Consider the following 13,917-nt stretch of genomic DNA (forward strand, 5'->3'; position numbering starts at 1 on the left):
GGCATTTCGCAGTACACGCCGCCGGAAGCGGTGACGGTGCTGGTGGAGACCGTGCATGAGGTGAGCCGCGCGATGCGTGCGAGCGATTGAAGCAATGCATCCGGCTAGCAAAAATTTCTGTTAACTGCAATCACGTACCGGACATTTTTGGTCGGACTTTTCGCGGCTTTATTCACACACTTACAGTTCTGTGCAGCAATAAAGTAATTTATCCGGATCTGTTTTTCCGTACTGCAGCGCTGTTATAAGTCATTGATTTTTAAAGGCAAAAATTTTGCTTTTCAATTCAGCATTTCATCGAAACCCGCATGAAATCAGGCCCTTCAGGCCTGTCAAGGGGGGAATGTCCACAAAGTTATCCACAGACTTTGTGGATAGATGAAAAAGCGCTTATGAATCGGGCATTTAGATCGGTTTTTCAAAATCTACATGAGGTCTTCTAGAAGACTTGCCCGGTCCAGGCGTATGTCATCCGAGTGACTTTTACCTGGAAATATTGGCGGGAAGAGAATGTTCGCTTCTTGCAAAAACGGTGGAAATTTGCCGAGATTTGTAAGCCCCCGGAAACCCGGAGGGCAATCCTTCATGCGACTTATTCACATTAACAAGTTGCCATAGGTCTTGTGCAAAGCAATAACTTTTTTAAAAGAAAATTTTTTCGCAGGCAGATATTGACTTTTCAAGTCATTGATTTAAAAGAGAAAGTTTTTTGCTTTTCAAATGGGCAATGTATTGAAACCCGCATGAAATCAGGCATTTCCGGCTGTCAAGGGGTTCTTGTCCACAAAGTTATCCACAGCTTGTGTGGATAGCTCAAAAACCCTTTATGAAACGTGTATTTAGCTCTCATTTTCAGGAATCACTTTAAGTCGTGAAACAATGTTTTCTGGAGGTTGCCCTCGACACACCGCTTGCGACTTGCTTCGACTACCGCTGGCGCGGCCAGGACGACGCAGAGTTGCCTGTGGTCGGACAACTGGTGCTCGTTCCCTTCGGCCGTCGCGAAGTGATCGGCCTGGTGGTTGCCGTGCGCGCGCAGAGCAATGTTCCCGACGACAAGCTCAAGGATGTCATCGCCGTGCGGACGCAGCTCGCGCCGCTGTCCCAGGCCTGGCTTGCCTTGTGCGGCTTTGCCGCGGAGTATTACCAGCGGCCCCTGGGGGAGGTGGCGATACCCGGCCTGCCCAAGAATCTGCGCGTGCCCAAGACCACTGCGCTCGACCGGGCACTGAAGAAACTGGCGAAAGCCGAGACTGCGCCGGACGCAGAGCCCGGCGCGGCGCCGACCCTCAATTCCGCACAACAGCATGCCGCTGATGTGATTGCGGCCGCCACGGAATTTGCGCCGACGCTGCTCTACGGCGTGACCGGCAGCGGCAAGACCGAAGTCTATTTGCAGTCGGCCGCGCAAGTCCTTGCTCGACAAAGCAACGCGCAAGTGCTGATCCTGGTGCCGGAGATCAATCTCACGCCGCAACTCGAGAACAATGTGCGCGCGCGTTTTCCGCAAGTCGCCGTCGCCACGCTGCACAGCGGCCTGGCTGAAGGCGAGCGCATGAGCCACTGGCTGGCCGCGCATCTGGGCCACGCGCGCATCGTTCTCGGCACGCGGCTGGCGATCCTCGCCTCACTGCCACAGCTGAAACTGATCATCATCGACGAAGAACACGATCCTTCCTACAAGCAGCAGGAAGGCTTGCGCTATTCGGCGCGCGACCTCGCGGTGTGGCGCGCCCGCCAGCTGGGCATTCCTATCGTGCTGGGCTCGGCCACGCCCTCGCTGGAAACCTGGCATCATGCCCAGTCGGGCCGCTACAAGAAACTCGAACTGCGCGAGCGTGCTTCGAAGGACGCGGTGCTGCCGAAAGTGCGCCTGATCGACATGGAGCGCGACAAGCCCGCGGAAGGCATCACGTCGACCCTCGTCACCGCGCTGAAGCTGCGGCTGGAGCGGGGCGAGCAGTCGCTGCTGTTCCTGAACCGTCGCGGCTACGCGCCAGTCCTCGCCTGCGATGCCTGCGGCTGGATCAGCAATTGCCCGCGCTGCACCGCCTTCATGGTGCTGCACAAACCCGAGCATCGGCTGCGCTGCCACCACTGCAGCCTGGAGCAGCGCATTCCCAAGTCCTGCCCGACTTGCGGCAACGTCGATCTGCAGCCGCTCGGGCGCGGCACGCAGCGGGTGGAAGAGGCGCTGCAGAATGTCTTTCCGCAGGCGCGCATCACGCGCATCGACGCCGATTCCACGCGGCGCAAGGGCAGTGCGCAGGCCGCCTTCGACAGCGTGCATCGCGGCGATGTCGACATCCTGATCGGCACGCAGATGGTGGCCAAGGGCCATGACTTCCGCAATCTCACCCTGGTCGGCATCCTGAATCCCGATACCGCGCTGTTCTCGCACGACTACCGCGCCAGCGAGCGGCTGTTCGCGCAACTGATGCAGGTGGCCGGGCGGGCCGGTCGTGCCGGGCAGAAGGAGGGCGGCAGCGTCAGCGAAGTGTGGATACAGACCCGCTATCCGCACCATCCCTTGTACGCTGCGGTGATGGCGCACGATTACGACCGTTTCGCCGGCGGCTTGCTGGAGGAGCGGCAGCAGGCGGGTTTGCCGCCCTTCCTGTATCAGGCTTTGCTGCGTTCCGAGGCGCGGGAATTGCAGACCGCGCTCGACTTCCTGACGCAGGCGGCCGAATGCATGCAGCATCCCGGCATCGTCATCAACGATCCGATCCCGATGACGATGACGCGGGTGGCAAATGTCGACCGTGCGCAATTGCTGATCGAATCGGCGTCGCGGCCGGCGCTGCAGGCTTTCCTGAAGGAGTGGCTGGCGATGCTGCGCGAGATGAAGACGCGGGCCAAATGGTCGCTGGAAGTGGATCCGGTCGACATCTGAGCGATAGTTTTAGCACAGCCTGTCAGCGGACCTCTTCCAGGATCCGCAGCACCTCGTCGAAATTCCACACGCGGCGAATGTCGATCACGTCGTACTGGCGCGCAAGATTGGGCGGGAAGGCGGCGTAGCGTTCGTTGAGCTTGATGATGCGGCGCACGGCGGCGTCCAGCTCCGGGCGGCCGCTGGAGCGGTTGATCACGACATCCTCGACGCTGCCGTCGCTGCGGATCGAGACCGTGACGATCGGATCGCCGCGTGCCTTGTCTTTCGCGGTTTGCGAATAGTTGAGGCGGCCGTTGCGCTCGATCTTGAGGCGCCAGCTTTCGATGTACATCATCAGGCCGACATCAAGGTTTCCTCCGCCGAAGATCGAACGACGGCGCGGATTCTCCGCCGCATCGGCAACGGGCGCGGGAGCGCGCGGCTCTATGTGCAGCGGGGCCGGACGCCTTGCCTGGTCGAGGGCGCGGCTGGCGAGGTCGCCGCCCTGAGCGGCTTTCGGTAGCGTCGCAGCGGCTGAGCTCTTGCCGTTTTCGGCAGCGCGTGCGGCTGCAGCGGCATTCTCCGCCGCCAGCCGTTCCTGTTCGCGCGCTTGTGCCGCGGCTGCTTCCGCTTGCTGGCGCATGGCGGCTTGTTCCGCCTGTTTCTGGCGGGCGAGCGCTTCGGCCTGTTGACGTGCGGCTTCCTCTGCCTGCAGGCGCGCCTCGCGTTCCATCGCTTCGCGTCTTGCGCGTTGCTCTTCATCCCGCTTTTTTGCTTCAAGCTCGGCGCGGCGTGCCGCCTCTTCTTGAACTCGTTGTTCCTCTTGCCTGCGCAGTGCCGCTTCTTCCGCCTGTCGGCGTGCTTCCAGTTGCTGCTGCATCGCGCGGGCCTCTTCCTGCCGACGTGCTTCTTCGAGCTGCTGCGCGGCTTGCTCCGCCTTGCGACGTGCTTCGAGTTCCATCGCCTGCCGTCTTGCTTCCTCCACCCGGCTGGCTTCAAGTTCTTCGGCGCGCCGCACGGCTTCTTCCTGCGCGCGTCTTTGCTCCGCCTCCGCAGCTTTGCGCGCGGCTTCCTCGGCTGCCTGGCGCGCCTGTTGTTCTTCCAGCCGGCGGCTGGCTTCGGCTTCCTCACGCTGTTGCGCTTCCAGTTCCTGCGCGGCTTGTGCGGCCTGTGCCTCGTCCGGCGTGCTTGCTGTGCTTGCCGCAAGCGGCTCCGGCGCCGGCGCGGCAGGCACTTCCGGCGTGTCGGCCGGTTGAACGATTTCATCCACTGCGGGCGCGGGAAGCACGAGGGAATCCGGTTTCGCCTCGTTCAACGCAATGACGTCCGGTGCCGGCTTGGGCCGTTGCGGCTTGCTTTGCGCGATGCGGGGCGGAGTGCGTGCCTTGCGGCGGGCTTTCCTGGCTGGTGTGACGGGTTTGGCGTCAGCGACGCGCGGCGGCGGAGCAATGCGGACTTGCATGTGCTTGTCGCCGGCGGATGTTTCCGGTGCAGGGGGAAGGCTTTCGACAGGCGGCGAGCTTGGCGAAGATGCAAGGGTGTTTTGCACTTCCGGCGTGCGCTTCACATCAGTGAGACGCACGCTCAGACCGGCCTGCACGCGGCGCTCGCTCCACGGCAACTCGAGGCCGGGCAGTCCGAGGCCCAAGACCCCGAATTGCATGGAGAGGATCAGTCCGTGCACCAGCAGCGAAGCCAGGATACCGATTCCGAGACGCGTCCGGGGCGACATGGGCAGCCCGCGGCGGCGTTTGGCGGATGCGGAATTCGGCGGGGAACTCATGCGGTTCGGATACCTCGATGCGGCACGGCAAGCAGTGGGTTGATGGTTGTAATGCGATCTTATCCGAAGAAATGCTTGCAGCGGAAAAAGCCGCGCGAAATGCTGAGCCAGCCAAAGTTTATCGACGCGCAACACGGCGCGGCAATGATTGCAGAAACTATCAGGATTACGCCGCGTCGAAAGAAAATGAGCTCGCATTTCCCTTCGTCACGCGAACAGACCGATGCGCTGAACATGCCCGATGTATCGCCCGGATTGTTGCAGGCAGGACGCAATTGCTGGCGCATCGAGCGCGCGCATCGCTATGCCATGCTGGTGGATGCCGACGCCTATTTCCGCGCAGTACGGGCTGCCGTGCGCAAGGCCCGCCACAGCATCTATATCCTGAGCTGGGACATCGACAGCCGCACCCGCCTGGTGCCGCAGGGGGCGAATGACGGCTATCCGGAACCGCTGGGCGATTTCCTGCACGCAGTGGTGTCCTCGCAGCCCGGCCTGCACGCTTACGTGCTGAACTGGGATTTCGCGATGCTGTATGCGCTCGAGCGGGAATGGCTGCCGATCTACAAGCTGGAGTGGCGCACGCATCGCCGCCTTGCCTTTCGCATGGATGGACGGCATCCGATCGGCGCTTCGCATCATCAGAAAGTGGTGGTGGTGGATGATCGGGTGGCTTTCGTCGGCGGACTGGACCTAACCCGTTGCCGATGGGATACGCCGGAACATGCCAATCATGCCGCGTTGCGGTGTGACAGCGACGGCAAGCCGCACGGGCCTTTTCATGACGTGCAAGCCATGGTGGATGGGGACGCGGCGCGTGCGCTGGGCGAGCTTGCGCGCGCGCGCTGGCGCCGGGCGGGCGGCAAGCCGGCCATCGACCGCTACGATCCGGCGCTCGATCCCTGGCCGGAGGATGTTGTGCCCGATTTGACCGACGTCGACATTGCCATCTCGCGCACCGAGCCGGTTTTCGATGGCGCACCGGGTGTGCATGAGGTGCGGCAACTGCATCTGGATGCCATCGCCGCCGCGCGGCATCACCTGTTTTTCGAGAACCAGTATTTCACTTCCGGCATGATCGCCGACGCGCTCGCCGCGCGACTGAAGGAGCCCGACGGGCCCGAGGTGATGATCATCTCGCCGCAGATGCAGAGTGGCTGGCTGGAAGAAGCGACCATGGGCGTGTTGCGGGCGCGTGTGCACCGGCGCCTGAAGGACGCGGATCGCTATGGCCGGTACTGCATGTACTCACCCTATATTCCGGGCCAGGACGGGCATTGCCTGAATGTGCACAGCAAGGTGTTTTCCGTGGACGATCGCCTGTTCTCGGTCGGCTCGGCCAATCTGAGCAGCCGTTCCATGGCACTCGATACGGAATGCAATATCACGATCGAGGCGCAGGGTCCCGACGCGGCTCGGATTCGCGACGCCATCGGCCGCCTGCGCAGTCGCCTGCTGGCCGAACATCTGGGCAGCAGCGTGGAAACAGTCGATGCCGAAGTGCACCAGCACAACAGCCTGCATCATGCGGTTGCTGCGTTGCGTACGGAGCGCACGCTGCTCCCGCTCGATCCGGTCGCGTCGGCGGAACTGGACGCGCTCATTCCCGAGCAGGCCTTGTTCGATCCCGAGAAGCCGATCGACCCGGAGGGACTGGTCAACCAGTTCGTGCCGAGCTATGCACGCAAGCCGGTGCCGCGCCGGCTGATCGGCATCGGCATGCTGGCCGTCGCGCTTGTCTTGCTGGCGATCGCATGGCGCTGGACGCCCTTGCGCGAATGGGTGAATCTGGGTGCGCTGGTGTCCTTTGCGCGCGGACTCGACGCCATGCCGTTTACGCCGGTGGCGGTCGTCGCGAGCTATGTGGTGGCCGGTTTTCTGGTGGTGCCGGTGACATTGCTGATTGCGGTGACCGGCATTGTATTCGGCCCGCTGTACGGTTCGTTGTATGCGATTGCCGGCACGCTGCTCAGTGCGGCCGCCACATACGGCCTAGGGCACTGGCTTGGCCGCGAGGTGGTGCAGCGGCTGCTGGGCAAGCGGGTCAATCACTTGAGCCGACGCATCGCCACGCGCGGCATTCTCGCCATGATCGTGATCCGCATCCTGCCGATTGCACCGTTTTCCGTTGTCAACGTGGTCGCCGGCGCCTCGCATATCAAGCTGCGCGACTACCTGATCGGCACCTTGCTCGGCATGATGCCGGGCATCATGATCACCGTCACCTTCGTCCATCATCTGGCCGAGGCCATTCGCAATCCCAGCCCGGGCACCGTGGCCGTACTCGGCGCGGTGGCCGTCTCCATCATTGCAGTCGCACTTGGCCTGCAGCGGCTGCTCAAGCGCAAGGAGGATCCCGCGGCATGATCGATAACGTCGCCGACCCCATCGCACCGGTGCAGCAAGCCGTGCCCGATGTCGACCCGTGGCCACTCACCATCGCCACTTATAACATTCACGGCGCCATCGGCACCGACGGCCGCTTTGCGCCGGAACGCGTGGCCGACGTGCTGGGTGAAATCGGCGCGGACATCATCGCCTTGCAGGAAGTGCCGCTCGGCGGTTCCAAGACGCCCAATGTGCTTGCGATGTTGCAGGAAGCGACCGGCTTTGTCGCCGCGGAAGGCCCCGCCTGCGACCGTCCGGAGCGGCGCTATGGCAATGCCGTATTGACCCGCTATCCGATCTTGTCCATGCGCACCATCGACTTGTCCTTCGGCAGCCGCGAGCCGCGCGGCGCGCTCGACGCGGACGTGGATTGTCACGGCCACCTGCTGCGCGTGGTCGCGACCCACCTCGGCTTGCGGCCGGCGGAACGTCGTGCGCAAATCCGCCGCTTGCTGCAGGTTTTCGACACCGAGGAAATGCCGGTGATCCTGCTCGGCGACATCAATGAATGGTTTGTCTGGGGCCGTTCACTGCGCTGGCTGGTTTCGCACTTCCAGCCGGTACCGGCGCCGCGCACGTTCCCGTCACGCAAGCCGATTTTCGCGCTGGACAGGATCTGGATCCGGCCGCGCCATCGGCTCGTGCATGTGGAAGTGCACGCGACGCCGCTCGCGCGTGTCGCCTCGGATCATTTGCCCTTGATCGCGCATATCGACGGATGAGATAAGCGTTTTACGGACGCTGAAAATCAGCTCCACGGAAAACACGGAAAGCACAAAAAAACTTCCGTGTTTTCCGTGCCTTCCGTGGACAATTCTGCCATCACACGCGCTGACGCGGCCCGGCAGCTTGAGTCTGCTGTGGCGCGGACTCGACCAGTTGCGGCGGCTCGACCGGGTTGAAGTCGCGCCAGTCGCCGTTTTCAATTATGCCTTGCGCGCGCTCGATGTCCGCCGCGCCGAGCGAGCGCAGCATGTTGACCACCTGATCCTCGTGCTCCGGGTCATCGACGGCAACGGCGACCATCATGCCCGACTTGCGTATCGGCGCGGCGTTCTCCGCGTCTTCCGCATGCTCGCCGGTATCGCCTTGTTCCTTCATGGTCGACAGGCTGCCGACCAGGCCGCCGACATGGGCGCCGAGCAAGCCTCCGGTGACCGCGCCGACCGGGCCGAGGAAGGGTGCTGCCGCCAGACCGGCTGCCGCACCTGCCGCAGCACCGGCGGCAACGCCCTTGCCCGATTGCTTCGCACCGGGCGATTGCGCCCGGTCGCCGCCGATCGGAAAGGTGTCATGTTGCCCCGGCGGATTGACGTAGAACGCGGAAATGCGTTCGCGCGCAAATCCGGCGCGCTGCAGTTCTTCGATACTGTCCTCGACTTCCGATTGCTGCTGAAACCGGCCTGCAATGATATTTGTCATGTGAGCCTCCTTGCACGAAGCGATACGATGAATATGGGTAAGAGAGCAGGCTTTCCGAATAAGTTCGGATCGATTTTCCGGCATATCGTCGTGTAATTTGTCGCGCAATGCGTCATGTAATTTTTTCCGCTCGTGCGGTAAAAAACTCGCATGCGATACCTGCTTCGCCATGCAGGATGCCTGCCAAGCCCCGGCCCGCTAATTGCATGCAGCGCTCCATCCTTGACCTGATGGAAAGCGCCACCGATGGAGCACTTCCCCGAGAGCGGCGATACCTCGCCCGCAAACCGCTTGATGAACGCCACCGTCGTCGATGCCAAGGGCAGCAAGGCATCCATCGTCGGCGTGCAGCAGGCCGAATCCAATCCGCATGCCTGGGTGCGCCTGCCCGACGAAACGCAAGTGCTGGTTCCCGTGAGCTTGCTCATGCAGCAGGATGACGGCAGCTTCCGCCTGCCTTTCACCTTTCATGTCTCCGGCGAATCGAGACAGCCGACGCAGATGAGCTTTCCGGTGATGGAAGAAGAGCTGCACGTGGCCAAGCGCGTGATCGATACCGGTCGCGGCGTGCGCATCCACAAGACGGTGGCAGAGCAGGAAAGTGTCGTTGACCAGCCGCTGATGCGCGACGACCTGGTGGTCGAACACGTGCCGGTAGGACGCATCGTGTCCGAAGCCGATGTGCCGCAGACGCGCTACGAAGGCGACACGCTGATCGTACCCGTGCTGGAGGAAGTGCTCGTCGTGCAGAAGCAGCTCGTGCTGAAGGAAGAAGTGCGCATCACGCGACAACGGCAGCAGGTGCAGTCGCCGCAGACGGTGCTGCTGCGTTCGGAACAGGTCTCGGTCGAACGATTCGACGAGGATCGCGAACGCACCCAGCACTAACCCGTAATGCGCCGTTCAAGGTCAGGCACGGGATATGCGTCGGCGCTCCACTCAGACCGATTCCGGACCTGCGCCGGACAACACCCCAATGGAGAGACTGACCATGGAAAATACCGTAGTAGGCGTGTACGACAGTTACGCGCAAGCCCAAAATGCGATGAACGAATTGCTTTCCTGCGGATTTTCCCGCAGCGAAGTGCAGCTGAGCCCGGATTCCGAAAGCGCCGCCACGACGCGCGACAAGACGCAAACGAGCGGCAGCGGCATCGGCAATTTTTTCCGTTCGCTGTTCGGCATGGATGAACGTCCCGAGGAACACGACGTGTATTCGGAAGCAGTGCGGCGCGGCAGTTGCGTGCTGACGGTGAATGCCGATAACGAAGAGCAGCGTGATCGCGCGGTGGAGGTCATGAACCGTTACGACCCGGTGGACATCGACGAGCGCGCCGCGCACTGGCGCTCTCAAGGCTGGACCGGCTATGACGAGAATGCGCCGCAGTACACCGATAGCGATATCGCACGCGAACGCGACCTGTATGCGCGGGGCCGTGATACTTCGCTCGCGGATCAGGCGCAGACCCGGACCGAAGGCGAAACGCGCATTCCGGTGGTCGAGGAAGAATTGCATGTCGGGAAGCGGGAAGTGCAGCGCGGCGGCGTGCGCGTCTATACGCGCGTGCAGGAAAAGCCGGTACACGAGTCGGTGGAGCTGCGCCAGGAGCACGTGAACGTCGAGCGCCGCCCGGTCGACCAGCCGGCCAGCGAAGCCGACCTGGCGGCCTTCAAGGAGGGGTCGGTCGAGTTGCGTGAAATGGCGGAAGAGCCGATCGTTTCCAAGACAGCGCGCGTGGTCGAAGAAGTGGTGGTGGGCAAGGAAGTGACGCAGGAAACCGCCGACGTGAGCGACACGGTGCGCAGGACCGATGTGGAGGTCGAGCAGCTCGGCGCATCGGACGCCAGGCGCAATGCCGATTATGCCGACACCGCGGCGACCGCCGACGATTCCGATTTCCGTCGCCACTGGCAGAATGCCTATGGTCCGAGCGGCGGGCGCTACGAAGACTACGACGCCGCTTATCGCTACGGTTCAACCATGGCGGGCAGCGAGCGGTTCAGGAATTATCGCTGGGAAGACGCCGAGCCCGACATGCGCAGCGATTGGGAGCGGCAGCATCCGGAAAGCACCTGGGACAAGGTGAAGGATGCGGTACGCTATGGCGCGGAAAAGGTGAAGGGCCAGCATTGAGCGATGCATCGGCCCGCGCGGCGTGACACTCATTCCCGCTCCGGCGGGAATGACGCGCGGGATCTATCGCGCCTGTTCCAGGCGTCCGTCTTCCGCCATTTCGCGAATGGTCCGGATGGTATCGATATCGGATTCGGTATACGCGGAACGGCGGAAATCGTTGTAGAACGCTTGTGCCGTGTCCTCCACTTCGCCGGCGCCGTCGTCGTATTCGAAGCGCACGAAGAAAATGTTCGGCTCCGGCTCTTCGATCGTCATGGTCAGGCGCGATTCGGGAATGTCTTTCTGTGGCGGCACGTGATAAACCACTTGCTCCTGCGGCAGGAAGGTGACGCGATCGCGCACGACAAGCTCGCCGTAATGCAACTCGCGCGACACCGACTGTTCCGACTTTTCCAGGATGGTGCAACGATCGAGGTAGGGCACGAAAGCGGTTGGCGTTTCGGCGCGTAACACGAGGCCGCGCCAGAGTTGTTCGCGCGAAAGCGGATCGATCAGGGGATTGAGCGGATCGTTGATTTCAACGAGATGAGCGAATTTCATGATGCAGGACCGACTGAAGAATCACACAGTGTAGCGCCATCCTCCGTGCGATAGAAGGGGCCGCGGCACGGGCATCAAAAAAACTGCGTCCATTCGTCGATCCATCCCGGCACCGCGGCGCGCTCCATCGGCTTGGCGATGTAAAAGCCCTGTGCATAGGTGCAACCCAGGTCGCGCAGCAAGTCCCAGTCTTCCCGCGTTTCCACGCCGACCGCCACCGAGTTGCGATGCAGCTTCTTCGCCAGTTCCAGGCAGGAACTGAGGGCGATGTGCATCTGCTTGTTCTGCGAAGCGCCGGCGACGAACGAGCGGTCGATCTTCAGGTCGAGGAAAGGGATCCGCAACAATTGCTGCACATTGGAATGCGCGGTGCCGTAATCGTCGATCGACAGGCCGAATCCTTTCATGCGCAGGCGCGCAAGATTTTCCAGGCAGACCGGGACGTCGGTCATCGCCATCAGTTCGGTAATTTCGATCGTGAGATATTGCGGCTCGATGCCGTGCTGCGCGATGTAGGCAAGGATCTTTTCCGCCAGGCCCGGCTCGGCCAGTGAAGTGGCGGACAGGTTGATCGATACCGCCAGCATCAGTCCCTGGTCATGCCACGCCCGGCAGGCGGCAATCGCGCGTTCGATCACTGCCCAGGTCAGGTCTTCCATGTGCCCGCTGGCTTCCAGGATGGGGATGAAGGCGGGCGGCGTCACCAGGCCGTATTGCGGATGATGCCAGCGCACGAACGCTTCCACCGCTTTCACCTTGCCGGTCGCGAGCTCCACCTTGGGCTGGAAGAAAGGTTCGAACTGGCCGGCTCGGATGCCGTCGCGGATTTCCTGCAGGGTAAAGACCGGCAGGGCTTTTTTCACGCGATCCTGCCGCGCTTGCGGCGGCTGGTATTGCGCGATCAGGTTTTGCAGGACTTCAGGTGTCGCCGGTTTTTCGAAGGTGCCGAGCAGATGCACGCCGTAAGCCTTCGACATCGTTTCAACCGAAAACAGCAAGGCGGAGCCAAGTGCGCTGGTGAGCACGATCGCGGTCTGGCTATCGCTGTTGGCGAGATGGCGCACCAGTTCGATGCCGTCCATGTCGGGCATGTTGAGGTCGACGAAACTGATGTCGACGGATGCATTGCGGTCTTGCAGCATGGTGAGCGCTACGCGGCCGTTCTCTGCTTCGGCAATATGGAGAGCGCCGAGTTTGCGCAACATGACATTGAGCCAGTGGCGCTGGAATTCGTCGTCTTCTGCGATCAGGAAGCGAAGGTCGCCGATCTGCATAGAATGGTTTTTTGTCATGACATTCGCATCTATCGGTCAAGCGGAGTCGGCACCCGCGTTGATATTCGTCAAACACACCACGAGGGCATGCCAATAATAAAGCATTTATCCGGGCGTGATGACAAGCTTGATGCATGCGCGACACGCTTTGTTGCGCCGCCGTATTCTTATTCCCATCCGAAAATACATTCTTCGAGGAACTAATCCGCTTCCTGCACGGTCAGGCGCTTTACGCTCCGCAATATCGAGCGGTCGATCACGCTTCCTTTGCAGCCGGCCCGGTTGGACTGCGATCGACGGTCTTTCATTCCGTTTGCAGGAGTCAAACTTGAATCGCCTCACCTCCGCCTTGTTGATGTCCGTGCCCGTCGTGCTCGCCTCGTGCGGAGGCGACGGCAAGGTGCCGGTTCCCGTCAGCACATCGTCCCAGGTTCTATCCACCACTGCAGTGCCTGCTCCGATCACCCAGCCACCCGCGGACAAGACCTGCGGCCTTGCCAACTTCCAGCAAGAAGTTCTCGATCGCCTCAATCAGGCACGTGCCAGCAACCGCATGTGCGGCAACACCTTCTCCAAGGCAGTCGGACCCCTGAGCTGGAACGGCAAACTGTTTGAGGCCGCAGCCGCCCACGCGACGGACATGGCGACGAAGAATTACTTCTCGCATGAGAGCCAGGATGGCCGCATCTTCAGCGAGCGCATTACCGCAACCGGTTACAACTGGACGGCAGTCGGTGAAAACATCGCGGCCGGCCAGACCAGTGTCGAGCAGGTGATTAACAATTGGTTACAAAGCCCTGCGCATTGCGACAACATCATGAATGGCAGCTTCAGCGAAGTCGGCGCGGCCTGCGTGCGCAACGACGCGTCGACCTACAAGCAGTACTGGACGCTGGAACTCGGCCGCCCGAAATAAGCGTCGGGCGGCATCGACTCCCATATCCACGGGATTGTTGCAGGCATGCGGTTTGGATAAAGTGCGTCCTCCCAAACGCGTGAACACTGTTGCAATGAGAACCTATTACGATGTGCTGGGCGTCGATCGCAATGCGAGGTCCATCGATATCGAGTACAGCTACCGCTACGGCGTCAACGAGCAGATTGACGACCCATCGTCACCCGTTTCGCAGAAGAAGAAGCGGGCGCGCCTGCAGCAATTGCGTGAAGCGTATCTGGTGCTGGCTTCGCCGAGTCGGCGGCTGGCCTATGACCGGCGCCTGCATCAGCTGGAACTCGCCCGTGGCCGTCGCCGGCAACGCCTGCGGACGACAGCGAGCATGTTACTGCTGGTGACCGGCCTGGTTCTGGTGATCAGCGGCGTGTTTTACCGGATGGAGCGCAGCGAGCAGGATGGCGTGTCAATGACGCTGCTTGCGCGTGGAGGGCGATGGCTGATCGACATGCAACATGCCGAGGCAACGCAACAAGGCAGCCGTGATCAAGCGAATATCGGCAGCCGGACCACGGCGAATTAAGATGCGCTGATCAAGACGTA

11 protein-coding genes are annotated in these 13,917 nt (G+C 61.7%); 7 read left to right on the plus strand and 4 right to left on the minus strand.

All coding sequences use genetic code 11. The annotated features are described in order from the left end of the window. Window positions 1-871: 871 nt before the first annotated feature. Complete coding sequence (locus tag E6W33_RS25635; RefSeq protein ID WP_136420222.1) at window positions 872-2,896, plus strand: primosomal protein N'; 2,025 nt, start codon at window positions 872-874, stop codon at window positions 2,894-2,896. 22 nt (window positions 2,897-2,918) lie between these two features. Here E6W33_RS25635 and E6W33_RS25640 read toward each other — a convergent pair whose 3' ends face one another. Next, the gene (locus E6W33_RS25640) at window positions 2,919-4,661 is read right to left on the minus strand and encodes a TonB family protein (RefSeq protein WP_136420223.1); all 1,743 of its coding nucleotides are present in this window, start codon (window positions 4,659-4,661) and stop codon (window positions 2,919-2,921) included. A 186-nt stretch (window positions 4,662-4,847) separates the two neighbouring features. On the opposite strand from E6W33_RS25640, the gene E6W33_RS25645 reads away from it, so the two are divergent. Next, window positions 4,848-7,028 (plus strand): VTT domain-containing protein, encoded by a 2,181-nt coding sequence (locus tag E6W33_RS25645; protein WP_136420224.1) that lies wholly within the window; start codon window positions 4,848-4,850, stop codon window positions 7,026-7,028. Then, on the plus strand, window positions 7,025-7,771 hold the full coding sequence (locus E6W33_RS25650; RefSeq protein WP_136420225.1) for an endonuclease/exonuclease/phosphatase family protein: 747 nt from the start codon (window positions 7,025-7,027) through the stop codon (window positions 7,769-7,771). Before E6W33_RS25645 ends, E6W33_RS25650 begins: the two co-directional genes overlap by 4 nt. Before the next feature lie 100 nt (window positions 7,772-7,871). Here E6W33_RS25650 and E6W33_RS25655 read toward each other — a convergent pair whose 3' ends face one another. Next, window positions 7,872-8,471: a hypothetical protein gene (locus tag E6W33_RS25655; protein ID WP_136420226.1), complete on the minus strand. Its 600-nt coding sequence runs from the start codon at window positions 8,469-8,471 to the stop codon at window positions 7,872-7,874. A gap of 246 nt (window positions 8,472-8,717) precedes the next feature. On the opposite strand from E6W33_RS25655, the gene E6W33_RS27705 reads away from it, so the two are divergent. Both E6W33_RS27705 and E6W33_RS25665 read left to right on the plus strand, forming a co-directional pair. Continuing rightward, on the plus strand, window positions 8,718-9,359 hold the full coding sequence (locus E6W33_RS27705) for a YsnF/AvaK domain-containing protein (protein ID WP_247869796.1): 642 nt from the start codon (window positions 8,718-8,720) through the stop codon (window positions 9,357-9,359). Between the two features lie 103 nt (window positions 9,360-9,462). Further along, complete coding sequence (locus E6W33_RS25665) at window positions 9,463-10,605, plus strand: YsnF/AvaK domain-containing protein (protein WP_136420227.1); 1,143 nt, start codon at window positions 9,463-9,465, stop codon at window positions 10,603-10,605. Between the two features lie 63 nt (window positions 10,606-10,668). Here E6W33_RS25665 and E6W33_RS25670 read toward each other — a convergent pair whose 3' ends face one another. Both E6W33_RS25670 and E6W33_RS25675 read right to left on the minus strand, forming a co-directional pair. Further along, the gene (locus E6W33_RS25670; RefSeq protein ID WP_136420228.1) at window positions 10,669-11,148 is read right to left on the minus strand and encodes an SRPBCC family protein; all 480 of its coding nucleotides are present in this window, start codon (window positions 11,146-11,148) and stop codon (window positions 10,669-10,671) included. 74 nt (window positions 11,149-11,222) lie between these two features. Continuing rightward, on the minus strand, window positions 11,223-12,440 hold the full coding sequence (locus E6W33_RS25675; protein WP_136420229.1) for an EAL domain-containing response regulator: 1,218 nt from the start codon (window positions 12,438-12,440) through the stop codon (window positions 11,223-11,225). A gap of 310 nt (window positions 12,441-12,750) precedes the next feature. Here E6W33_RS25675 and E6W33_RS25680 point away from each other — a divergent pair, with 310 nt between their 5' ends. Then, complete coding sequence (locus tag E6W33_RS25680; RefSeq protein ID WP_247869797.1) at window positions 12,751-13,338, plus strand: CAP domain-containing protein; 588 nt, start codon at window positions 12,751-12,753, stop codon at window positions 13,336-13,338. 94 nt (window positions 13,339-13,432) lie between these two features. Beyond that, window positions 13,433-13,897, plus strand: coding sequence for a DnaJ domain-containing protein (locus tag E6W33_RS25685; protein WP_168798766.1), 465 nt, complete (start codon window positions 13,433-13,435; stop codon window positions 13,895-13,897). Window positions 13,898-13,917 lie beyond the last annotated feature (20 nt).

Source organism: Herbaspirillum sp. ST 5-3 (assembly GCF_004804275.1).
GTDB lineage: Bacteria > Pseudomonadota > Gammaproteobacteria > Burkholderiales > Burkholderiaceae_D > Noviherbaspirillum.

Bases quoted from the DNA above. Each gene is read 5' to 3' on its own strand.
- E6W33_RS25685 (WP_168798766.1), top strand. From the start codon at position 13,433: ATGAGAACCTATTACGATGTGCTGGGCGTCGATCGCAATGCGAGGTCC.
- E6W33_RS25670 (WP_136420228.1), bottom strand. From the start codon at position 11,148: ATGAAATTCGCTCATCTCGTTGAAATCAACGATCCGCTCAATCCCCTG.
- E6W33_RS25640 (WP_136420223.1), bottom strand. From the start codon at position 4,661: ATGAGTTCCCCGCCGAATTCCGCATCCGCCAAACGCCGCCGCGGGCTG.
- E6W33_RS25655 (WP_136420226.1), bottom strand. From the start codon at position 8,471: ATGACAAATATCATTGCAGGCCGGTTTCAGCAGCAATCGGAAGTCGAG.
- E6W33_RS25665 (WP_136420227.1), top strand. From the start codon at position 9,463: ATGGAAAATACCGTAGTAGGCGTGTACGACAGTTACGCGCAAGCCCAA.
- E6W33_RS27705 (WP_247869796.1), top strand. From the start codon at position 8,718: ATGGAGCACTTCCCCGAGAGCGGCGATACCTCGCCCGCAAACCGCTTG.
- E6W33_RS25645 (WP_136420224.1), top strand. From the start codon at position 4,848: ATGAGCTCGCATTTCCCTTCGTCACGCGAACAGACCGATGCGCTGAAC.
- E6W33_RS25675 (WP_136420229.1), bottom strand. From the start codon at position 12,440: ATGACAAAAAACCATTCTATGCAGATCGGCGACCTTCGCTTCCTGATC.
- E6W33_RS25650 (WP_136420225.1), top strand. From the start codon at position 7,025: ATGATCGATAACGTCGCCGACCCCATCGCACCGGTGCAGCAAGCCGTG.